19 protein-coding genes and 3 pseudogenes are annotated in these 23091 nt (G+C 53.0%); 16 read left to right on the forward strand and 6 right to left on the reverse strand.

Translation table 11 applies throughout. The features are described from left to right. Positions 1–67: 67 nt before the first annotated feature. On the reverse strand, positions 68–2485 hold the full coding sequence (locus DO97_RS16805) for a GH116 family glycosyl hydrolase (protein ID WP_036535641.1): 2418 nt from the start codon (positions 2483–2485) through the stop codon (positions 68–70). 106 nt (positions 2486–2591) lie between these two features. On the opposite strand from DO97_RS16805, the gene murJ reads away from it, so the two are divergent. Both murJ and DO97_RS16815 read left to right on the forward strand, forming a co-directional pair. Further along, positions 2592–4256, forward strand: a complete 1665-nt coding sequence (gene murJ, locus DO97_RS16810; protein ID WP_036535643.1) for a murein biosynthesis integral membrane protein MurJ — start codon at positions 2592–2594, stop codon at positions 4254–4256. A 79-nt stretch (positions 4257–4335) separates the two neighbouring features. Continuing rightward, positions 4336–4950: a retropepsin-like aspartic protease family protein gene (locus tag DO97_RS16815; protein WP_081980817.1), complete on the forward strand. Its 615-nt coding sequence runs from the start codon at positions 4336–4338 to the stop codon at positions 4948–4950. Positions 4951–5035: 85 nt separating this feature from the next. Here DO97_RS16815 and DO97_RS16820 read toward each other — a convergent pair. Beyond that, a pseudogene (locus DO97_RS16820) lies at positions 5036–6124 on the reverse strand (glycosyltransferase family 4 protein). A gap of 156 nt (positions 6125–6280) precedes the next feature. Between DO97_RS16820 and DO97_RS16825 the strand changes: the two are divergent. Genes DO97_RS16825 through DO97_RS16850 form a run of 6 tightly spaced genes read left to right on the forward strand, consistent with a single transcriptional unit; the run spans position 6281 to position 11824 of the window. Beyond that, positions 6281–7567, forward strand: a complete 1287-nt coding sequence (locus DO97_RS16825; protein WP_081980818.1) for a M20 metallopeptidase family protein — start codon at positions 6281–6283, stop codon at positions 7565–7567. A gap of 51 nt (positions 7568–7618) precedes the next feature. Then, positions 7619–7849 carry a Calvin cycle protein CP12 gene (locus tag DO97_RS16830; RefSeq protein ID WP_036535645.1) on the forward strand — a complete coding sequence of 77 codons (231 nt, stop codon included), beginning with the start codon at positions 7619–7621 and terminating at the stop codon, positions 7847–7849. Between the two features lie 4 nt (positions 7850–7853). Further along, positions 7854–8195, forward strand: a complete 342-nt coding sequence (gene hypA, locus DO97_RS16835; protein ID WP_036535646.1) for a hydrogenase maturation nickel metallochaperone HypA — start codon at positions 7854–7856, stop codon at positions 8193–8195. A 1-nt stretch (position 8196) separates the two neighbouring features. After that, on the forward strand, positions 8197–9084 hold the full coding sequence (gene hypB, locus DO97_RS16840; RefSeq protein WP_052128886.1) for a hydrogenase nickel incorporation protein HypB: 888 nt from the start codon (positions 8197–8199) through the stop codon (positions 9082–9084). A 14-nt stretch (positions 9085–9098) separates the two neighbouring features. After that, the gene (gene hypF / locus DO97_RS16845) at positions 9099–11564 is read left to right on the forward strand and encodes a carbamoyltransferase HypF (RefSeq protein WP_072016488.1); all 2466 of its coding nucleotides are present in this window, start codon (positions 9099–9101) and stop codon (positions 11562–11564) included. Then, complete coding sequence (locus tag DO97_RS16850; RefSeq protein ID WP_036535649.1) at positions 11555–11824, forward strand: HypC/HybG/HupF family hydrogenase formation chaperone; 270 nt, start codon at positions 11555–11557, stop codon at positions 11822–11824. Before hypF ends, DO97_RS16850 begins: the two co-directional genes overlap by 10 nt. Positions 11825–12023: 199 nt before the next feature. Here DO97_RS16850 and DO97_RS16855 read toward each other — a convergent pair whose 3' ends face one another. Beyond that, complete coding sequence (locus tag DO97_RS16855) at positions 12024–12677, reverse strand: glycoside hydrolase family 16 protein (protein ID WP_036535652.1); 654 nt, start codon at positions 12675–12677, stop codon at positions 12024–12026. A 364-nt stretch (positions 12678–13041) separates the two neighbouring features. Beyond that, on the reverse strand, positions 13042–13467 hold the full coding sequence (locus DO97_RS16860; RefSeq protein ID WP_036535654.1) for a Fur family transcriptional regulator: 426 nt from the start codon (positions 13465–13467) through the stop codon (positions 13042–13044). A gap of 167 nt (positions 13468–13634) precedes the next feature. On the opposite strand from DO97_RS16860, the gene DO97_RS16865 reads away from it, so the two are divergent. The 4 genes and pseudogenes from DO97_RS16865 (at position 13635) to tatC (ending at position 17528) form a co-directional block, all read left to right on the forward strand. Beyond that, entirely contained in the window at positions 13635–14177 is a 543-nt protein-coding gene (locus DO97_RS16865) for a peroxiredoxin (protein ID WP_036535657.1), read from the forward strand. A 139-nt stretch (positions 14178–14316) separates the two neighbouring features. After that, positions 14317–15774, forward strand: a complete 1458-nt coding sequence (locus DO97_RS16870) for a tetratricopeptide repeat protein (RefSeq protein ID WP_204368703.1) — start codon at positions 14317–14319, stop codon at positions 15772–15774. Between the two features lie 50 nt (positions 15775–15824). After that, complete coding sequence (locus DO97_RS25430; protein ID WP_204368704.1) at positions 15825–16511, forward strand: lytic transglycosylase domain-containing protein; 687 nt, start codon at positions 15825–15827, stop codon at positions 16509–16511. 328 nt (positions 16512–16839) lie between these two features. Further along, positions 16840–17528, forward strand: a pseudogene (gene tatC / locus DO97_RS31415) (twin-arginine translocase subunit TatC). Between the two features lie 15 nt (positions 17529–17543). On the opposite strand, the gene DO97_RS16880 reads toward tatC, so the two are convergent. Further along, positions 17544–17861, reverse strand: a complete 318-nt coding sequence (locus DO97_RS16880; protein WP_036535660.1) for a DUF3067 family protein — start codon at positions 17859–17861, stop codon at positions 17544–17546. 294 nt (positions 17862–18155) lie between these two features. Between DO97_RS16880 and petC the strand changes: the two genes are divergently transcribed. The 3 genes and pseudogenes from petC to truB all read left to right on the forward strand — a co-directional run bounded on the left by petC (position 18156) and on the right by truB (position 20733). Continuing rightward, positions 18156–18695 (forward strand): cytochrome b6-f complex iron-sulfur subunit, encoded by a 540-nt coding sequence (petC, locus tag DO97_RS16885; RefSeq protein ID WP_036535662.1) that lies wholly within the window; start codon positions 18156–18158, stop codon positions 18693–18695. 58 nt (positions 18696–18753) lie between these two features. Continuing rightward, positions 18754–19741: pseudogene (petA, locus tag DO97_RS31420) on the forward strand (cytochrome f). 92 nt (positions 19742–19833) lie between these two features. Continuing rightward, complete coding sequence (gene truB, locus DO97_RS16895; RefSeq protein WP_036535691.1) at positions 19834–20733, forward strand: tRNA pseudouridine(55) synthase TruB; 900 nt, start codon at positions 19834–19836, stop codon at positions 20731–20733. A gap of 70 nt (positions 20734–20803) precedes the next feature. Here truB and DO97_RS16900 read toward each other — a convergent pair whose 3' ends face one another. Further along, on the reverse strand, positions 20804–21769 hold the full coding sequence (locus tag DO97_RS16900; protein WP_036535664.1) for an integron integrase: 966 nt from the start codon (positions 21767–21769) through the stop codon (positions 20804–20806). A 549-nt stretch (positions 21770–22318) separates the two neighbouring features. Between DO97_RS16900 and DO97_RS16905 the strand changes: the two genes are divergently transcribed. Continuing rightward, entirely contained in the window at positions 22319–22801 is a 483-nt protein-coding gene (locus DO97_RS16905) for a hypothetical protein (RefSeq protein ID WP_036535666.1), read from the forward strand. Positions 22802–23091 lie beyond the last annotated feature (290 nt).

Raw genomic sequence — 23091 nt, forward strand, 5'->3', positions numbered from 1 at the left:
GCAAACGACAAGGCGATCGCCCCCCTCGGGGCATTAGGGATTCTGCGGATATTGATTACGGTTATCCCTACCGTTGCTGTTTCCAGACGTGGTAGATCGCCCAGATGGCCATCGGGCGCAAGTACATGCAGGCTCGGAAGGTGCCAGCGGCCGTAATCGCTTCCGGAGTCCGGAACTGCAAACCGTTGTCATAGATCTGCCGCACCACCACTTCGGTTAACTTAAAGGCCTCTGCTTGCATCCCCATTTGCAATAGAAAAGCCGCCAACCCAAAGTTGATGCCTGTCCAGACTTCTAAAGGATGGGTGGCATCTGGCCTTTCCGCCACTCCCCCCGGACGTAACCCGTTGGCGGCGCCAAACTGTCCCCCCTGGAATTGGCGGAAACAGGTGTCGTACACCATCTCTAGGGCAGCGTGGGCGCAGTCTGCTGGAACCACATCCGGGAGTCCCAGCAGGCGGGCGTAGAACTGTCCACACAGTTGATCGGCCATGACCACATCGGAGCCACTGCCGCTGTCGAGGCGGTAATAGCGCCCATTCCAGAGGCTGTCTTGATAGAGAGGGCGAGATTGACTGAGCCAGGTTTGGTAGGTGGTAATTGCTGCTGTCAATCCGGGCGGTTGATTGGGTTGCTGTAATAGCAACTGGGCGATCGCGATCGCTGCCTCGAGCGCTGCAATCCACAACCCCCCGCAGTAGGCGCTGATGCCCTGCAATCGCCAATCATCAAAGGTCTGATCCGGGGCACCAGAGTTTTCCGGGATGCCATCGCCATCCAGATCAAAGGCTTTCAAATACGCTAGGGCAGACTCAATGGCTGGCCAGCCGCTAGCTAAGAACTCGAAGTCCGTGCCACCGGTAAAGAGAAAGTCTCTATAGACCAGCAGCACAAAATCTGCAGGTAGATCTTTCCAGAGGTTACAGTCCTGATAGCTGGTGTAATTGGTTTGCTCCCAGGGATGCTCGTTGGGGGCACCCAGATCGTGGGGCGTGGCGTTGGCGACCTTGCGCACGGCAATCGGACTAGCGACCCCCTGGGTATAGTAATAGCCGATGACCCTGGGGGTGGGATCAGCGGCGGGAATCGCCCTCGCAAAGGCCTCCATGACAGATTTCTCTAACCGCGGCCAGAGGAGCAATAGGGCGAAGGAGCCGTAGAGTCTGACATCTAAGCTCTCATACCAGCGATAATCCAGGCATTCCAATATGGCAAATTGGCCGATGGGATCCCGCTCATCCCCCGCACTCCAGAGACTCCCGCCGCTGGTCAGGTCGTAGAGTTCGTTAAACAGCGCCATTTTGAACCAATCGGGCAGATCGGACTGCGCCAGAATCGGTTGCTGCCAAGCTTGAATCTGCTGCTGCCAGAGGGGATAATTTTTCAGCGCTGTGCGGGCGATCGCCCAGGCATTTTGACCATTACGACCAAAGAAATCAGTATAGCGGCGGTAGTTCATCACCCCCTGGGCAAACTCGGTCACGGGCAAATCCCAGTTGAGAACAAAGGGAATCTGGCGGCTTTCTCCCGGTGCCAGGGTAAACCGCACCGCGATCGCCACCCCAATTTGTTCTCCGGCAGCCGCTGGCGTCTCATCCGCTCGATCGGGGAGGGAACCATCTGCGGCAAACTGCTGCCAAATTTCGGCTCCATCCCCCGCTGGGTTCCAGCGTCCCTGATAGAACACCTCCCAACGATAGGGGCTGGCCAGGGTGGCCACCGCCCACTGACCTTCTCCTTCCTGGGGGATCTGGGCCGGATCTCGTCCGGCGCGATCGAGGATAAACCCCGCCCGGTCGTGATCGGCAATCCACTGGTTGCAATTGCCCTGACTTTCACCCCAACGGGGTTGATATTCGTAGACCGGACTGCCATCGTCCCGCACCTTCACCTGGGGGGATTTCAGCCGATTGGTAAACCAGCCCACCAGATTTTGCCAGGTGAGGAGAATGCTCAAGGTCAGGGGCTGATCCGTGGGATTGTGGGCGCTCCATTGAAACATTGCCACCGGATAACTGGTTTCCTGGTAGTTGTGCGCCCAAATCGGAGAGAATTGCTCACAGATCAAAGCCGCCGCGAACACATCGGCATAGACAAACCAACTCCGGGGATAGAGGGCGTGATAGGAACTCCCGGTTGTTGCTGGATACCACTGCCAGGTACTAAGGCTGCCATCGGTAGGCGGCTCGGTACAGAGAGCGTAGGCGGTAGCAGGCTGACCCGCTCGCTGCTCAAACACGCTAAACTGACAGGCCGGGATGGGTTGAAAGGTGTGTTCTCCCCCATCTAGATGCCAGAGGTTAAAGTCTCCCCGCGGGGAGCGCCCCAAACAGCCAGCCCCAAAGCCCCCTAAGGGCATCCCATGCCAGGGGCCATCATCCAAATTGCTGGCATAGCGAACGGTGTAGGGGTGTTCCCATCCCAAGCCCAGGGGACGGCTCCAGGTACAGGCAGGGAGAGTGGGGAAGGTCAATGAATCTTGCATCCAGCAGTATAGAAGGGGTTTGTCGGCTACCCATCCACCCTACAGGTGGGATCAGGGTAGTTAGATTCTACGGTTAAATTAGGTCAGGTGTCGTCTGGAACCTGCTGTGTCTGAATCCTCAAAACCATCACGCTCTCTCGCAGGTATTGCCGGAATTGTTGCGGTTGCAACGTTAATTAGTAAGGTGTTTGGTCTGGTGCGTCAGCAGGCGATCGCCGCTGCCTTTGGGGTCGGGCCAGCGGTGGGGGCTTACAACTTTGCCTATGTGATTCCCGGATTTTTATTAATTCTCCTGGGGGGGATTAATGGCCCCTTTCACAGTGCCATTGTGAGTGTGTTAGCCAAACGCCAACGGGAAGAAGTGGCTCCTGTGGTGGAAACCATTACCACCCTAGTGGGGGGGCTGTTGCTGTTGGTGACGGTGGGGCTGATCTGCTTTGCCGATCCCCTGATGCATTTGGTGGCACCGGGGTTATATATTTCTCCGGCGCAGGCACAACTGGAGGGTATTACCCCGGCAGAGTTTCAGCTATTGCTGCAAACTAAGGCGATCGCCATTCGCCAGTTTCAGATCATGGCTCCCCTGGCACTCCTGGCCGGATTGATTGGCATTGGCTTTGGCACCTTAAATGCCGCCGATCAGTACTGGTTACCCTCGATTAGTCCTCTCTTTTCCAGTGTCACAGTGTTGATTGGTTTAGGGGTTTTGGGACTGCAACTGGGAGAGCGGATCACGACCCCCCAGTATGCCCTGTTGGGAGGACTGGTGCTGGCCTGGAGTACTTTGGCAGGGGGCTTGCTCCAATGGTTGGTGCAACTGCCTGCCCAATGGCAAGCCCAGTTGGGGGGGCTGCGTCTGCGCTTTGACTTCCAGCGGCCAGAGGTGAAAGAAGTGGTTGCAATCATGATCCCGGCTACCTTTTCCTCCGGGATGATGCAGATTAATGTCTGGACGGATCTATTTTTTGCCTCCTTTATTCCCAATGCTGCGGCGGCGGTCTCTGCCCTAGGCTATGCCGGACTGCTGGTGCAAACTCCCCTGGGCATTCTCTCGAATATGATTCTGGTGCCGCTGCTGCCAATTTTCTCCCGGCTGTCTGACCCCCAGGATTGGCCAGAGTTAAAAGGGCGTATTCGCCAGGGTTTAATGCTCACCGCCGTGGTGATGCTACCCCTCAGTGCCCTGATGATTGCCTTGGCCGTTCCGATAGTGCGGGTGGTCTATGAACGCTTTGCCTTTGATCAACAAGCTTCAGTGATTACGGCCAAGGTGCTGATGGCCTACGGGGTAGGAATGTTTGTTTATTTAGGGAGAGATGTCTTGGTGCGGGTTTTTTATGCCCTAGGGGATGGCGAGACACCGTTTCGCATCAGCCTATTCAATATTTTCTTGAATGCATTGTTGGACTTTCTTTTGGTGGATGCCTATGGGGCACCGGGACTGGTGTTGGCAACGGTGGGGGTGAATCTGTTTTCCCTCGTGGCCTTGTTGTGGTTGTTGCAGCAAAAGCTAGGGGGGCTGCCGCTGCGGCAGTGGAGCTTGCCGATCCTGGGTTTGGCCGTTGGCAGTGGATTCACGGGCATCACCAGTTGGATGGCTCTTGGGGGGTTGCAACAACTTTGGGGCACAGAAGGCTTGTGGATTCAACTGCTACAACTGTGTCTGGCAGGTGCTGCGGGTCTGGGCGTCTTTTGCCTTTGGGCGATGCAACTACAACTGCCAGAGGTGAATCAATTGATCAGGCGCATCGGGCAAAAATTAGGACGCTAAACAGCCCGGTCAACATCAACGCCGATCATCTTGGCAATTTTCAGTCATCCTGGAGAAAAGCCACCACAGGTAGGTTCTGATGCAACGACCGTGGATGATAACCAACGACGGGCAAAACTGGGTGTTCGTTGCGATCGCCCCTCCCATCTGCAGGCTCATTGCCCCAGGTCTACTCTGGAGTACAGCCCTGGCGATCGCCACTGGAGTGTTTCCACCGTCCATCGTCAGGGCACAGGACAGTGGTTGTTTTATGGTTACCCCAACAGGCGGCACCCTGGATTTAAACCGTTTGTGTGGAGGATCTGCAGCGTCTGATCCGAACCAACGGGTGTTTCGAGCCAGAATCAAGCGCCGTGCCGGAGGTACCCCCGTGATTGATGTCACCTTTAACGGGAAACAGACTTTTGAAATGATTGTGGATACGGGAGCCAGTGGCACCCTGCTAACCTACCAGATGGCTGTGGCTCTCCGGGTCAAGCCTGTGGGGTATGTGAATGTGGAGACAGCTAGTGACCGGAACCTGCGAATCCCGGTGGGCTATGTGAAGTCCATTGAAGTCAATGGTGCCGTAGCTGAAAATGTGCTGGTCGCAGTCGCTGGGCCTGATCTAGGAATTGGCTTATTGGGGCACGATTTTTTCGGCAATTATGATGTCACCATCAAACGTGATGTGGTGGAATTCTCTCGCCGTTGATGTTGAGCCAGGACGGATCCTGATTTGCTCAAAGCGTTAGCAACCGCATTTCCAGAAGTGACGATAGAGAACTTACTCGGTTGGTTCACTCACTGCTGTTACTGTGCTTCATTTGAAAGATATAAGAAAACCAGGTTTCCAGGCGATCGCCCATGACGGACATCGAATATTCGGCTTCGGCTTGTTGCCGACAAGCACTGCGATCGAGGGTTTCTAAATTGTCAATAGCCGTCATCAAACCAGGGACACTGTCCGGTTCCACTAACCATCCTGTTTTGCCATCCCGGACAATCTCTGCCAGACCCCCCGCGGCGATAGGCAATTACGGGCACCCCACAGGCAAGGGCTTCAATTGCCACATTGCCAAAGGCCTCGACCCAGCGGGAGGTCACCAGTAAGGCTCGACACTGACGGAGTTGCTGTTGGAGTTCCTGAGTCGATAAAAACCCTCGGTAGGAGATGGGGGCAGCGGGATAGGTGGTCTGGATCTGCTGCCAGTAGGCCGGATCTTGAATCACTCCAAAAATTTCTAGGGGAATCCCGGTTTGCTGAGCTGCCGCCACAGCATCCTCTAAGCCTTTCTCGGGGGAAATTCGCCCCACCCATGCTAGCCGCTCCTGAGGTTGGGCACAGAATTCATACAGAGACAAATCCAAGGCACTTCCCAGGGGATAGCAATGCGGGGCAAAGGCAAAGGTATCGGCCTGCGCCTGGGTATAAACGGCAATGGTGCCAGGGAATTGAGTTGCTACCTGGCCGATGATCTCATCCATGGTGGTGGTGAGGGACCCCATGCTGACCAAATGGGCGATCGGGCGCTGGAAAAAAGGCGTGAGATAGAAGGGCAACCAATCATAGGCACAGTTGAACAGAAGATCATATTGGGACTGTACCTGACGAGCATAGGCCCACATATTTGCCAAGGCCGAATTACCCGGCATGATCACAGGCGCGGTAAGTTCTTGGGTTTGAGCCGCCACCTGGAGTGCTCCCGGAATTTCGACCAATGGAATGCCCGCTAGAACTGATCCCTGAGGCGCGACGATGTGAACCTGATGACCCCGCTGCTGCATTTCTTGAGCCAGGTTGCGGAGGGTGAGTTCCACCCCCCGCCCCCGCCAGAACCGAGGGGAGCAACAGGGGTTGATAGGAGTAATAACTTGTAAACACGCATAGGAAAAAAGCTACCTGACTCTCACGATAGTCTGGACAATGTCTCCGGACTCCTAGGTCGCCACGTAGAATGAAAGCAGTGAACTAAGAAGACAGCTGTGAGGGGTGCTGCCCAGGCTGTAATCATTTCCCCGTTGCCCTTCTTGCCCCATCCCCTATGTTTGCCACCTCCTCTCCTTCGCGGCCAATTGATCATAGCCAAATTCGGCCTGCTGTGCGATCGCTCCAGTCGCAACTGGTGGAGTGGCGGCGACACCTGCACCAACGTCCCGAACTGAGTTTTCGGGAGCAGTTGACGGCGGCATTTGTGGCTCACAAGCTGCAAGCCTGGGGAATTGAGCATCAGACAGGGATTGCCCAAACAGGGATTGTTGCTGTGATTCCGGGACGTCAGCCGGGACCAGTGCTGGCAATTCGAGCCGATATGGATGCACTGCCAATCCAGGAAGAAAATCAGGTTCCCTACCGTTCCTGTCACGATGGAGTGATGCATGCCTGTGGTCATGACGGCCATGTGGCGATCGCCTTGGGAACAGCTCTCTATCTGGCTGAACACGCGGCGGAGTTTGCCGGAACGGTGAAAATAATTTTCCAACCCGCAGAGGAAGGACCGGGAGGCGCGAAGCCCATGATTGAGGCCGGGGTGCTAGAGCACCCTCACGTTGATGCCATTATCGGTTTACACCTATGGAATAACTTGCCCCTTGGCACCGTGGGGGTGCGCAGTGGTGCCCTAATGGCTGCGGTGGAAGCCTTCCGCTGCAAAATTTTCGGGAAGGGAGGCCATGGTGCCATGCCCCATCAAACGGTGGATTCAATTGTCGTTGGCGCTCAAATTGTCAGTGCTCTGCAATCGATCGTGGCCCGGAATGTGAATCCGATTGATTCAGCAGTCGTGACGGTGGGGGAGTTCCAATCTGGAACTGCTTCCAATGTCATTGCCGATACAGCTGATCTCAGTGGGACGGTACGGTATTTCAACCCAGCCTATGAACTCTTCTTTGCCCAGCGGATTGAGCAGGTAATTGCTGGCATCTGTCAGAGCTATGGAGCTAGCTACAAACTGGACTATTGGCGGTTGTATCCCGCCGTGATTAATGATGACGGGATGACAGAACTGGTACGTTCGGTTGCCGCAACGGTAGTGGAACCCCCGGTGGGCATTGTCCCAGAATGCCAGACCATGGGAGGGGAGGATATGTCGTTCTTTCTGCAAGCAGTGCCGGGGTGCTATTTCTTCCTGGGGTCAGCCAATCCTGAAAAAGCCCTCGCCTATCCCCATCATCATCCCCGATTTGATTTCGATGAAACAGTCTTGGGGCTGGGGGTGGAAATTTTCCTCCGTTGTATCGAGAAGTTCGGTAATCTTGCCAAGGGTCAGGCTGTTGATGAAATCCCCAGGACGATCACAAAACGGAGTGGTTCTAAAGAAGCCGAGGGTTAAACTTGGATCTGAGAGCCTGCTATTGTTGATGTCTCTTAACCGGAGAATTCTATGACGGAACAAATTACCCCCCTGAGTCAACGGATTGAAACTGCGATCGCTGAAGCCCATACTGCCGCGCAGGAACATGGGGATTCATCTCCCCAAGCGGCCTCGGCGTGGGACATTGTGGAAGAGCTAGAGGCTGAAGCTTCCCACCAACGTGATGCTCAAAAGAGCAACTTTGAAGAGTTCTGCGAAGAATTTCCCGATGCTCCGGAAGCTCGCATGTACGACGCGTGAGCTCATGCATGAACTGGGTCTGCTAGAAAACACCTTGGAATTGGCTCTTGGCTATGCGCAGCAACAGGGCGCGAGTCAAATCCATCGGCTGACGTTACGGGTCGGCCAATTATCGGGGGTGATGCCAGAAGCCCTGCGATTTGCCTTTGATGTCGTGGTGCAAGGGACGATCGCCGCAAATGCGGAACTCGAGATCGAAACCATCCCGGCAATTTGCTATTGCCCAACCTGCCAGCAAGACTTTCAGCCCCCAGATTGGATTTATGAATGCCCCGACTGTCATCAACTTTGTACGCAGCTGCTTCAGGGGCGCGACCTAGAACTTGTCTCATTAGAGGTTTCCTAGTATGTGTCAGGATTGCGGGTGTAGCGAAGTGGGATCGGTTGCCATCAATGGAGTCATTCAGCCGGATACCCTTCATCCGCAGTTCCCTAACCATGACCACCCCCACGGTGATCGGGATCAGTCTGGTCATCCCCATGGGCACAGTCATTCCCACGGATCAAAGCACTCCCCTGAGCCTGCCAGCAATATCCATGTCATCCCCATACACCAGGGGATTCTGGCGAAGAATGATCGGATCGCGGCGCAGAATCGCAGCTTTTTCCGCGATCGCGGCATCTTGGTTTTAAACCTGTTGTCCTCTCCTGGTGCGGGCAAGACCGCCCTGATTGAGCGCATGGCAGGGGATTTACCCCAACTTTGCTATCCCCCCAGCGGCACCCCCTTGAAAATCGCCGTGATTGTTGGGGATTTAGCGACGGATAACGATGCCCAACGCTTACGTCATGCGGGGGCAGCCGCAGTGCAAATTACCACCGGGAACACCTGCCATCTAGAAGCGGACATGGTGGCTCAGGCGATGCAAGGACTGGATTGGCAAGGGCTGAATTTACTGGTGATTGAGAACGTGGGTAACCTGGTTTGTCCCGCTAGCTATGACCTCGGAGAAACCCTCCGCGTCGTTGTTTTATCGGTTACCGAAGGGGAAGATAAGCCGCTGAAATACCCGACAATGTTTAAAACCGCTGATTTTGTCCTTGTTAGCAAAGTAGAGGTGGCGGAGGCCGTGGGCTGTGATCTAGCCCTAGCGATCGCCAATATCCAGCGCGTGGCTCCCCAGGCCCAACTGTTTGAGGTTTCCGCCCGCACTGGGGTTGGTTTAGACAATTGGTATCAGGCGCTCCTAGCAGCCATGCCTGGGGCTGGGCAGCCTGAAATGGAATTTCATTGAGGTCGTCTAGCCCCATGATTTCCCTGGCGACTGACCCTGCACTTCCTGCCCATCGCCTCCAGTTGCGGATTAAAGGGGCAGTCCAAGGGGTGGGATTTCGGCCTTTTGTCTACCATTTGGCTCAATCCCTGGGCTTAAGGGGCTGGATTCGCAATACCCATCAAGGAGTTTTCATTGAGGTTGAAGGCAGTAGCCCCCAGCTCGAACAGTTCCAAGCACGCTTACAGCAAGAAAAACCAGCCCATGCAGACTTGCAAAAGATTGAGGTGACGTGGTCAGACGTGATCGGCTATCAAGATTTTGCCATTCTCTCGTCGGAGGAGCCGACCTCCCCGCAAGCCACTTCAGCTCTGATACTGCCGGATTTGGCCACTTGCCCTGCCTGCCTAGCCGATCTTTTTGACCCCCAGAATCGTCACTACCGTTATCCCTTTACCAACTGCACCCACTGTGGGCCTCGATTTAGTATTCTGCGATCGCTGCCCTACGATCGCGCCCATACAACGCTGCAAACCTTTTCGCTCTGTCCCGCCTGTCGGTTGGAGTATGACAATCCTAGCGATCGCCGCTTTCATGCCCAACCCAATGCTTGCCCCCGCTGTGGCCCCCATCTAGAACTGTGGGATTCCTCAGGCCAAGTGCTGGCGTCCCACGATCAAGCGTTACAGCAAGCTGGAACGGCACTGCGGGCAGGAGAAATTCTAGCGCTCAAGGGCTTGGGTGGGTTTCATTTGATCGTGGATGCGCGGAATAATCCGGCAGTTGAGAGGCTCCGCAATCGCAAACATCGTCCCGATAAACCCTTGGCCGTGATGTTTCCCTCCCTGGATCAGATCCGGGAGTATTGCCATGTCAGTGACTTGGCCGCCCAACTTTTACAGTCAGCCGCCGCCCCAATTCTGCTGCTACCGATCCAGAACCCATCCTTAACAGCTCCTCTAGCCGCCGCGATCGCACCGGGTAATCCCTATCTGGGGGGGATGTTACCCTACACACCGCTGCACCACTTGCTCCTGGCTGAACTGAGTTTTCCCGTCGTTGCCACCAGTGGCAATCGCGCCGGTGTACCCATTTGTATTGATGAAATCCAGGCCCTTAAGACCCTGGAGGGGATTGCCGATGTCTTCCTGGTTCACAATCGCCCCATTGCCCGCCCGATCGATGACTCGATGGTGCAAGTGGTTAACGGCCAAGGGATTTTACTTCGTCGTGCCCGTGGCTATGCGCCCTTCCCAATTACCCTCGCTAAAGGGTTAGCAGATCCCAGCCCTGAGGTGATTTTGGCGGTGGGAGGGCATCTGAAAAATACCGTTGCCCTCTACGTTCATCAGCAACTCTTCGTCAGTCAACACCTAGGGGATCTGGATCAGGCACCCACCCGCGATCGCTTCCAGGAAACAATTCAACAGCTCTGTAATCTCTACCAAACAACGCCCACCGTCATTGCCTGTGATGCTCATCCAGACTACTATTCCACCCAATTTGCCCACACCTTAGCTACGTCGCCGCATCCGCTCAGTTCAACCCGTCCCCACCTGATTGCGGTGCAGCATCACTATGCCCATGTGCTGTCTTGTTTGGCCGATAATCAATGGCACCCCCCCGTGTTGGGAGTGGCCTGGGATGGCACGGGCTATGGATTAGATGGCACAATTTGGGGGGGAGAATGCCTGTGGCTACCGGGGGAGGCAGTCCCTGAGCCGGGATTTATCCGTGCTGCTCACCTGCGAACCTTTCCCCTCCTGGGTGGAGAACAGGCAGTGAAAGCACCCCGGCGATGTGCCTTGGGGCTACTCTACGAATGTTTGGGTGAGGCAGCCTTTGAAAGGTTGGATCTAGCGGTCTTGCAATCGTTCTTGCCAGCTGAGTTAGCCATTTTCAAAACCATGCTCCAGCGAGGGCTAAACACCCCCCGGACTTCTAGTATGGGACGCCTGTTTGATGCGATCGCCGCACTACTAGGATTCTGCCCCCAGTCGAGCTTTGAAGGTCAAGCCGCCATGCAACTCGAATTTGCGATCGCAGGTCATCGCACCGATGCTACCTATCCTTACCAGGTAGAGCAACAGGCCAATACCTCTGCGGAGCGGCGACGAGAACCGTCTTTACAGTTCGACCCTGCACCCATGGTGAAAGCAATTCTCCAAGATCTACAGAATCAGGTGCCCCCTGGAATCATTGCAGCCACCTTCCATAACACCCTTGTGGCGGGACTGGTAGAGGTAGCATGTCGGCTGAGAATCACCTATCCAGAAATAACGCAAATTGTTTTGACCGGAGGATGCTTTCAAAATCAATATTTATTAGAGCGCGCCATTGAACACTTACAAAAGCAGGATTTTTTAGTCGGTTGTCATCATCAACTTCCCAGCAACGATGGCGGCATTGCCGCAGGGCAAATTATGGCGGCACTGCGGTTCTTCAAACACCCGTTAACAACCATTAAGGATCATGAGAGGAGTCAACCAAGATGTGCTTAGCCATTCCAGGACAATTAATCAGCATTGATCAGCCCCTACCGGGAGATGGTGAGTCGCCAGAAGATGCGTTTCTGCGCCGCACGGGAAAGGTGAGTTTTAGTGGCATCCTCAAGCGTGTGAGTTTAGCCTACGTACCGGACGTTACCATTGGTGATTATGTGATCGTCCATGTTGGGTTTGCTTTGAGTATTTTGGATCAAGCTGAAGCCCAGGAAACTTTGATGTACTTGGAACAGTTGCAACCTGGGGTTGAGGATTAGTCCGATCTCATTTTCAGGATCAGATCGGGCGATCGCCTTCAACCCTATATGAACCAGTAGTTACCCCAAAGGTGGTAATTCCGAAATATCTTAAACAGCTAACCATTGGGAGATAAACACTGAGTTTATCAAGCGATCGACCCGGATTTTGGAGCGTTGGCTTGCTTCCAGATCAATCCATGATCTAGAAGTTGGAGCTTCACGGATTGTATTTATAAATCCGGACGTAATCGACTTGCATGGTTGCCGAATTAAATTGGGCGCTTGGACAATCGGCCCAGCTTCCACAATTGCCTGTACCCGTTCCCATTGCAAGCTTCATCCCCTGGGGAACTGGGGTAAATAGTTGGGGCTGGGTCAGTACCAGAACACCATCTACATAATACTTCAACTGTCCCGGCACCCAATCTAGTCGGTAGACGTGGAACCCAGCAGTCCAGTCGGAGCCGTTGTTATAGCTAAAGCTACTCTGCTGAGTACTTCCATCTGCGGAGTAGTGTTGAGTCAGGTAAAGGGTTTGAGGGCTTTTTCCAATCACCTCTGCAAAGTCAATCTCTGGGGGCCAGCTGACACCATCAGCGGCGAATAGTCCGGCATAACCTTGGGTGCCGGAGCCAGATGGGAACCTAGCGACAATTTCCCAGCGTCCATAGTTTTGAGCATAGTTTTGGTAAGTATCCAGTCCACTCGAAGAGTAGGAACGGTTGCAGGGGTTAGTAGTCCGGTTAATTCGGAGGTTTAACAGCCCGTTAATTGTCAAGCTATTGGCAGTGGTAAAACAGGCGTTGGCACTAGATGCAAAAGAACCACTATAGACATTCCAAATATTTTTATTAATTGATTTATCGAACACATCAGACCAGACTAGAGAAAAACTGGATGCACTAGCTGACTTCGGGAGAAAGAATATCGGGCAACAGAAGGCATAGCATGCCAGGAAAATATGCGACCAGAACCATCTACGCATCACTTATCTGCTCCAATGTAACGATTGAAATTCAAGGGTTTTGGTCTTGCCTGCTGCTCTGATAAAACCCGATGGCGATCCATGCCCTTTCCGGTGCAACGTAAACCGCGACTGTGACTAAGTCTTGAAAAAGTAAAATTCTTGCCGATTGCAACCCGATCGCCCTGAGTTGGGTTGCCCTTGGTTCGTACTTCCCTGTAACCCATTTTTAAACCACAGGCTGAGATCTATGCAACCGTGCAGCCAAATCTCAATCCCTCGGATGACAGAGATCGCACAATCCCTGCACAGCTACCTCATAGGTGGTTGCTTGCAGCCCTAACCGTAGCTGCCCTAGATCTAGTCCTTGGAAGGTGTTCCAGGGGATATCTTCAATGGCACCACAGCCATCACATCGAAAGTGATGGTGAGGAGCAACATTGGCATCGTAGCGAGACACTCCCTCGTCCAAGAGGACTTCCCGCACCAGACCAACCTCTCTCAAAGCTTGCAGAGAGCTGTAAATGGTCGCCTGGGAGGAGACCGGAAAATCTTGGTTGAGATCACTGAGGATTTGTTCTGCCGTCGGGTGATCTGTGCGCGACAACAGATTCGCGTATACAGAAAACCGCTGGGGAGTCACCCGTAAGCCTCTGGCCTTCAGGGTTTGAACAATCTCGCCGACCTGCTGTTGCATGGGAACTTGTCTGTGATTCAATAAACTATCTATTATAAGACTTCTTGTTCAAGAGTCAAGATTTTATTGGAACCTGCCTGAAGTCTTTCTTGATAAGACTATTTACTTTTTCTCAAATAAGAATTATTCTGACTTCAGTCACGTCATATGCAGATAGGAAAACGACCATGGCAGTTCTTGAAAGAGTTCCCGATGTTGTCTTTAAGACCCGTGTCCGTGATGAATCGATTCCCGGCCCCAACCCCTTTCGCTGGCAGGATCTCACCACTCAAGAAATCTTCGGTGGCAAGCGAGTTGTTGTGTTTTCCCTGCCAGGTGCCTTTACCCCCACCTGTTCCTCAACCCACCTGCCCCGCTACGAAGAACTCTATGAAGAGATCAAGGCTCAAGGGGTGGACGCAATTATCTGTATCTCGGTGAATGATGCCTTCGTGATGTTCCAGTGGGGTAAGCACCAAGGCGCTGAACATGTGTTTCTGCTCCCCGATGGCAATGGTGAGTTCAGCCGCAAGATGGGAATGTTGGTGGATAAGTCCAATCTGGGATTTGGGATGCGTTCCTGGCGCTACTCCATGGTTGTCGATGACGGCAAAATTGAGAAAATCTTTGTCGAGCCTGATTTTGGTGACAACTGCCCCATCGACCCCTTTGAGGTGTCCGACGCCGATACCATGCTGGCCTACTTAAAGGCGGCCAAGGCTGCTGCCTAGTTGTTTTAATAGAGACACTGGTTGGCTCTGTGCTGGCTCCGGAGTCCGTAAGACTACGGATTTGGCTTCCAGCAATATCTTTGCTAGAACTGGCTAGAGTTTGCAGGAATCTCTCTAGCCCTCAGTCTCTCAAAAATCGATGTTGAAACGACGGCGCAAGTATTGGCCCCTAGTGTCTCTGGTCATAGGCAGCGGGTTGTTGGTCTCTGGGGGACTCTTTGGCCTCCACCAGTACCAGTCTCGTCCAGCGGTGCTCTCCCTGGATCAAGTGAATGGCAATCGCCAGGAAGACTGGCTGCCCCATTCGATGTCGTCGGCTCAGGGAATGACTCAACTCACTGCGATCGCTCGTCATGGCGGCACCCCTGAGCGCTACCAGGCTCGTTATTTACTAGCAACTGAACTGATTCAGCAGCGGCAGGGGCAGCAGGCACTAACCTGGCTGCAAGGGTTAGAGCAGGATTATCCAGTCTTAGCCGCTCAAATCGCGCTCAAACGGGCACAGGCCTATACCGCCAGTGGAGATCTAATCCAAGCGCAGGCAGCATGGCATCAAATGCTCCAGCGCTATCCTGATAATCCAGCGGTTGTGGAGGCTCTGTATGTTTTGGGTCGTCAGGATGGGAGGTACTGGCAGCAGGCGATCGCCCAATTCCCGGCCCATCCCCGCACCCTGGAAATTGTCCAGCACCAATTGCAGGCTCACCCCCAGCAACCCAAAATGCTGTTGGTTCTGGCAAAGCATGGTGTTTATTTGTCAGGGATCACAACCGTGCTAGACACCTTAGTGAGCCAGTATGGTCGAACCTTACAACCTCAAGACTGGGAAGCGATCGCCTTTGCCTACTGGGAAAATCAAGTGTATGGCAAAGCCGGATCTGCCTATGCCAAGGCTCCACGCACCGCTCTGAATCTCTACCGCACCGCGCGGGGACTGCAACTCAATGATCAAACCGCTGCTGCTCGTCTGGCCTATCAACAGTTGATCCAGGCATTCCCGACCGCACCAGAAACTGGGTTGGCACTGATGCGAATGGCAAAGTTAGGAGATCCATCCCAAGCACTGGCCGCTCTGGGACAAGTGATTCAACGATTCCCTGAGCGGCGGGCGGCGGCGCTGTTGGCCAAAGCCAATCTGCTCGAGACCTTGGGGAATTCTGAGGCCGCCACGCAAGCACGGCATACCTTACTCACCCAGTACGGCAACTCAGAGGCCGCTGCTGAACTACGTTGGACCCAGGCACAACAACAGGCTAAGGCAGGAAATCTAGCCGCAGCGCGCACTTGGGCACAGCAAATTGTCAGCCAAAATCCTGAGAGTGAGGTGGCCGCAGAAGCAACCTTCTGGAACGGGAAATGGGCTCAAAAACTCGGGCAGACGGATGCCGCTGTGGCTGCATTTAACCGGGTGCTAGTGCAGTATCCGGAGTCCTACTATGCTTGGCGTTCAGCCGTAATGCTAGGTTGGCACGTGGGGGACTTTACAACGGTTCGCTGGCTGGATCCGTGTAAGAGAGCCTCCTGTACGACCTTGATTCCGGCCCGCCGTTCGGAGTTACCCTCCGGTTCCCCACCCTCAAGGCTCTCTATCAATTAGGGCAAGATCGAGATGCCTGGGCTCTCTGGCAGGTGGAATTTAACCAGCCGATGCACCCCAGCGTCGCGGAACAAATGACCGATGGCATTCTGCGCTTGGGAGTGGGGGATCACCTGGATGGGATTTTCATGGTGGCTCACCTAGCGGAGCGGGAAGATCCAGGGGCGAGATCGCAGTACCATACCCTCAAACAGCAACCGGCCTACTGGCAAGCCCTCTATCCAGTCCCTTATCTGGATCAGGTTTCCACGTGGTCGCAAAAACGTCAATTGAATCCGCTGCTGGTGATGGGGTTGATCCGTCAGGAATCACGCTTTGAAGCCGCCATTCATTCAGCTGTGGGAGCCGTGGGTCTGATGCAGGTGATGCCGGATACGGGAGACTGGATTGCTAAAAACCTGCACCTCAAGCACTACAACCTTGCGGATTCGGGTGACAACCTCAAGCTCGGAACCTGGTATTTAGACTACACCCATGATGAATATCGAGATAACTCGCTGCTGGCAGTGGCTAGCTACAACGCGGGGCCAGGCAATGTCTCGGATTGGCTCACCCGGTTTGGCTTCAACGACCCAGATCAGTTTATCGAGGCGATTCCATTTAATGAAACCCAAGGATACGTCAAAGCAGTATTTGAGAACTATTGGAACTATTTACGGCTCTACAGTCCAGAGGTAGCCCAGCGTTTGGCAGCCCACAGGCAGCGACAGCCCATTGCGGCGAAACCCCTCACCTAGTTCTCGTTTTACTTGTTTTATCGGAGGCAAGGGGAATTCAGGGTTCAGGGGTAATGAGAGTGGCGGGGGTAGGGGCAAGGAACGTTATCAGAGACAGCAGATACAATAAATGGACAGCATCTTGGACTGAGTTGCTACCTGGTTTTACCTGTGCTGTTGCCCGTCTTTTGAACCCATGACCCCCACACCTTCAGACCTAGAAACCCATTCCCAGTCGGATGCCCCAATCCATCCCGTGGCGGCAGATCAGCCACCTGCCATCGATACAGATAGCCTGAGTGGCGTCCTGCCTGCAATCAGCCTTGATGAGGTGCCCGACGATGTGGAAATGTCCTTGTTCGATCATCTGGAGGAGTTACGGCAGCGGATCTTCTATGCCTTGATTGCCATTGTCGTAGCGATCGCGGGGTGTTTTCTAGAGGTGAAGCCGATTGTACGCCTCCTCGAAGTACCAGCCCAAGGGGTGAAGTTTCTGCAACTGGCTCCGGGGGAGTAGTTTTTTTGTCTCCATGAAAGTGGCTGCCTACAGTGGTCTCTTGGTAGCGAGTCCCTTTGTGCTTTACCAAATAATTCAATTTGTGCTGCCAGGGCTGACCCGTCGAGAGCGGAGATTTCTGGGGCCGATTGTCCTGGGTTCTAGTGTTTTATTTGTCGCGGGGTTGGGCTTTGCTTACATTGCCCTGGTGCCAGCAGCGCTGAAGTTTTTTCATCAACTACGGGGCCGATGTGGTCGAGCAACTGTGGTCGATTGATCGCTACTTCGAGTTTGTGTTGCTGTTGCTATTTAGTACCGGGCTGGCATTTCAGATTCCGGTGATCCAAATGCTCTTGGGTTTGTTGGGCATTGTCTCTTCTCAACAAATGCTCTCAGGTTGGCGCTACGTGGTTCTGGGGGGAGCGATTTTAGGAGCGGTGCTCACGCCTTCCACTGATCCCTTGACCCAGAGCCTTTTAGCGGGGGCGGTTTTAGGGCTGTACTTTGGGGGAACTGGTTTAGTCAAACTCTTGGGTCGCTAGGGAAGAAAAGCCTCGTTAAAACTCTTCCAAGAGCCACTCAGAGGCTCGCCCCCCTAACGCTAGGGGAATGGTGACGACTTTGCCTAAACGGGGGCGATCGCGGGTCTGGGCAATGAATTGCTGCACCTGAGCCACCCGATCCCAAGCAATCAGATATTGGGCAACTTGATCAAGGTGCGCCAAATACTCAGTTTCCGTCAGGGGAAATGACGCTTGCTCCCAATACTTCCACATTATTTGCACCAAAATCTTGCCCTGGGTGCGTCGTAATTGAATGTCATAGGAGCATCCCCACTTTTGCAGGAGAAGTTGTCGCAGTTCTGATCCTGTCATAGGTCATTGAGGGGGGCATTGAGGGCCGCAGGCCTAATTTACATTTCGTATCAATGCAAGGGTACTTGCCTCAGATATTATGGCTTATGTCAAGAAATGTAATAATACCGATGAGAAGGTTGCAGACAGCCGTTGAAAAGGGTGCTTCGCAGATCGTTGCTTGTAGTTGACTGCATTCAGTCTTCCTCCCTTTGCTTGGAACGTAGCCTCGTTTTAAGGTATAAAACCTTTCTGAGACTGAACCTGTAATTTCTGGCTTAGATACACACCTTTACACATATATCAGCATCGGTCATGGCTCAAGTTTCTGCTACTCCTGACGTCCCAGATATGGGGCGTCGCCAATTCATGAATCTTCTGACGTTTGGTGCGATCACAGGAACAGCGCTCGGGGCTTTGTATCCTGTGATTAAATTCTTTATTCCACCGTCCGCAGGGGGCGCGAGTGGGGGCGCGATCGCCAAAGATGCGCTGGGTAATGACATCCTGGCCAGCAATTTTCTGGCAACGCATAATCCTGGAGATCACGTTTTAGCCCAGGGTTTAAAGGGTGACCCGACCTACATTGTGGTCACGGAAGAGAAGGCGATTGGTAACTATGGACTGAATGCAGTTTGTACCCATTTAGGCTGCGTTGTTCCCTGGAATGCGGCGGAGAATAAGTTCAAGTGCCCCTGTCACGGTTCACAGTACGATGCCACTGGCAAGGTGATTCGGGGCCCTGCTCCCCTCTCCTTGGCATTGGTGCATGCGGCGGTTGACAACGACCGTGTTGCCTTTACCAATTGGACTGAGACAGATTTCCGCACCGATGAAGCACCCTGGTGGGCTTAGTCCGTTGCTGCCGCTTACATTCCTCTGCTGCCGAACATTGTCAAAAGATTCTCCACCCATGAAGAACACCCTTGTATCCATGCCCTTCCTCTCTGGTTTGTGGCAATCCGGGAAACGGCTACTATTCGCTATTGCAGCGATCGCCGTGGTTCTGGTCAGTAGCCTGGGAGTTTCCCAGCCTGCCGCTGCTTACCCGGTCTATGCCCAGCAGGCCTACGATAACCCCCGCGAACCGACAGGCCGCATTGTCTGCGCCAACTGTCACCTGGGCGCTAAACCCACAGAGGTTGAAATTCCACAATCAGTTCTACCCGATACAGTATTTGAAGCTGTTGTCAAAATTCCCTACGACACCCGGATGCAGCAGGTATTAGGGAATGGGGAGAAAGGTCCCCTGAATGTAGGGGCGGTGCTGATGCTGCCTCCTGGCTTTAAGATTGCCCCTGAAGACCGCATCCCGGAAGAACTGAAAGAAAAAATTGGGGGTCTGTACTTTCAGCCCTACAACGAGACGTCGGACAACATTGTTGTTGTCGGCCCGCTGCCCGGTGAACAGTATCAAGAACTCACCTTCCCGGTGCTGTCTCCTGACCCTGGGACGGACAAGAACATTCACTTTGGTAAGTATTCCGTGCATGTGGGGGGGTAACCGAGGTCGCGGCCAGGTCTACCCCACAGGTGACAGAAGCAATAACAACGTCTTCACTGCTTCGGTGACTGGTCAGATTAGCCAAATCGTCAAGAATGACATGGGTGGCTACGATGTCACGATTCAAGCAGTGGATGGCAGTACAACGGTTGACAGCATTCCCCCTGGCCCGGAACTTCTGGTGACCCAAGGTGAGGACGTCACGGTTGGGACAGCGCTGACCGCGAATCCAAATGTGGGCGGCTTTGGTCAAGCCGATGGCGAAATTGTGCTCCAAGACCCTAACCGCATCAAGTGGTTGATGGCCTTCATCGCGGCCATCATGCTATCCCAGGTGCTGCTGGTACTGAAGAAGAAGCAGATCGAGAAAGTGCAAGCTGCTGAAATGAATTTCTAGAATTGGGCATTCCCCAGTTCGCTTTCGAGAGCACCCACTGGTGCTCTTTTTTTCTGATTTTTTCGGATCACAACCTTACTGCTGAACAACTTGTGCAAGGCTTTTTGAACTTAAATAAACCGGCAGGACTGACCTCCCACGACTGTGTCGCTAAAGTCCGCAAACTGCTGCACATGAAGCGAGTGGGTCATGCAGGTACCCTTGATCCGGCAGCGGTGGGGGTCTTACCCATTGCCCTGGGAACCACCACCCGGTTGCTCCAGTTTTTGCAACCGGGCAAGGCCTACCGAGCCACCCTGCGGTTAGGACAGCGGACGACCACCGATGATCTAGAAGGGGAAACCTGCTTTCTAGAACCCGCAGCTCACCTCGATCTGAATCAGGTGACCACGGCTCTGGAAGGGTTTGTGGGCAAAATTCAGCAGATCCCCCCGGCGTACAGTGCGATTCAAGTTGAGGGCAAACGGCTGTATCAACGGGCGATGGCAGGGGAAGTCCTGGAAGTTCCCCCGCGGACGGTGGAGATTTTTAGGATTGAGATTTTGGACTGGCGACCGGGAAAGTTTCCAGAACTTGAGGTGGCGATCGCCTGTGGATCTGGCACCTATATTCGCGCGATCGCCCGTGATCTCGGCTTGGCACTGGCAACGGGTGGGACGTTAGTTCATTTAATTCGCACGGAGAGTAGCGGGTTTCCCTTGGCCGAGAGTTTAACACTGGAGGCTTTAGCGATACAGGTACAACAGGGAGAATTCTACCCATTGTCGCCGGAGTCGGCATTGGGGCACTTGCCGAGGCTGCAATTAGCGGATGATCTAGCGCAGCGCTGGTGCTATGGTCAACGGCTGACTTGGAACCCAGCAGACACAGGGGGAGAGGGCACAGACTATTGGCGGATCTATGATTTAGCGGGACACTTTCTGGGTGTCGGTCAGCAGGGCAACGTTGCAGGGGAACAACAGTTGTTACCGAAGGTGGTACTACACCCTTGATCAGAATCCATGCAACGACTGAGACGAGAGCGTAGAGTCGCTGAATGCCTATTAATGCCTATTATCGTTATCAATCTAGGGGACTGCGAACCCCTAGGCCACCTTTGTTGAGCACATGGGTGTAGATCATGGTGGTCTTGAGATCTTGATGGCCTAAACGTTCCTGGACGGTACGAATGTCGTAGCCATTTTGCAGCAAATGGGTGGCGAAACTGTGGCGCAAGGTATGACAAGTTACTTTTTTGTCCACGCTGGCTTTCTGGGTCGCTTGTTTCAGCGATCGCCCAAGGGCAGCATCATCCAGGTGATGCCGACGTGTTACCCCCGATCGAGGATCAACAGACCGTTGCGGGGCAGGAAAAACATATTGCCAAAGCCATTGGCGATCGGCGTTGGGATATTTCCGCCCCAAGGCAAAGGGCAGATAAACCGCACCATAGCCCAGCGCCAAATCATCTAGGTGGGTCTGTTTGACTTGGACTAAATGTGCCTGGAGTAGAGCTGAAATGCTTTGAGGAAGCATCGTTACTCGGTCTTTATTGCCCTTGGAATCTCGGATGATAATTTGGCTTTGGGCAAAGTCTAGATCTTTAACTCGCAAGCGCAGCCCTTCCTTGACCCGCATTCCTGAACCATAAAGTAACTTTGCCAGGAGTTGATGGGTTCCTTGCAGATGTTGCAGAATGCTTTTGACTTCCTCCTGGGTTAGAACCACAGGCAAGTGCTTAGATTGGCGCGCCCTTACCGAATCGATGGATTCAGGGAGAGGCTGTTGTAAAACGAAGCGATAGAGAAACAACAGGGCACTAAGGGCTTGATTTTGAGTTGAAGCCGCGACATTCTCTTCAACTGCGAGATGGGTTAAAAAAGCTTCAACCTCAGCCGCTGCCATATCCTTGGGGTGGCGCATATCGTGAAACAGGATGAAGCGACGAATCCATTGGACATAGGAGACTTCAGTACGATAGGCATAGTGCTTGACCCGAAGGGCATCGCGCACCTGGTCAAGAAGCTTTTTGGGTTTGGTTGAGTTCATTCTAAGTGAGGAATAAGATCCCTTTTTTGCAAGTTATGATCCCACGATGAAGACTAAGTAACCAGATTTTGCCGAATAAAAATATCTATAATGCTTTACAGATAATGTATTCAGCGATTTTGTGCTTAGTTTCTATATCAGGGTTCTAGTTTCTATATCAGGATTTTTTAAATATAGCCTATTCAGATAGGGTATGCTAAAATCCCCATAATCCTTAACCCACAAGCAATCCTGGGTATTAAGCACCAATTTGCTTAGATCCCTAAATGAGATCTAAATATAGTTGGGCGATCGCTCGCGGGGCTCGCCTGCTCGCCCAATGGGGCGCGAGACTTCATCGAGTTTGTTATACCTCCAATCTTCAGCTCGCAATCTGCCCAACTACTCGATGAAGCAGAATCCTTCGGATTCCGTTGCACTTCACTCCTTGGTCGTCCGATGCTTCCGCATCGTTCAAGTCGGAGTTCCGCTTATCTCGCGCCCCATTAGGCAGCGGCCTGTGATTGTTGACTTCCTATTTTATGACTTGGCAATTAGAAGTAAGCATCAATGAATCGGAATCAGTTTAGATTTCTCAGTATTCTTGCCATAGGTTTGGTCGGTTTTTTTCACGCCTGTGGAGTGGCAGACAAACCGACTCAATCCGAACAACAGCCAATTTCTCAACCTTCTATCACTGAGAAAAAGTGGCCTTACCAATTCTTAGAATCTAAAACCGAACAGACTGGGCATAACAATGTTATGGATCTGTATGCATTTTCTGGTAAGTTCGATCTTGATGAACTGAAAGCATTTTGTCTAGATCGAAAACAAAAAAGCACCGCGAAAGTGTTCTACTATGTTGTGATATTTGACAACGCCGCCAACGCAAGTTTTCCATCATCACCGTTTACAGCGAAGTTTGGCCTTGAGGAAAACACCGCGAAGCATATCAGAGCAATCTATGAATATAACCAACTGAATGGATTCAGTGAACTTGAATACCATGACAAGAACATCTGGGAAAATATTCCAAATCGTGAGAAGATCTAATTAAAATGCTTCCTTTAACACCAAATCAACTAATGGGCACCTCGAAAAATTCAGTCAAAGCTGTCTCACATCAAGGAAACAATGAGATCATTGAGCATTAGACTAGTCATCCATTCACAGCTATGGGACAACAAAGCCTTTGGGATCTAGAGCAGCGTTATGAAATCCTAGCCCAGAAACAAGACATCCTGATTCGTCTAGACAGCATTATCCCTTGGCAAGAGTTTCGCCCCATCCTGGAGCAAATTCACGACAAACCTCGCAAAAGCAACGCCGGACGCAAACCCACC

It is taken from the genome of Neosynechococcus sphagnicola sy1 (genome assembly GCF_000775285.1).
Taxonomy (GTDB): domain Bacteria; phylum Cyanobacteriota; class Cyanobacteriia; order Neosynechococcales; family Neosynechococcaceae; genus Neosynechococcus; species Neosynechococcus sphagnicola.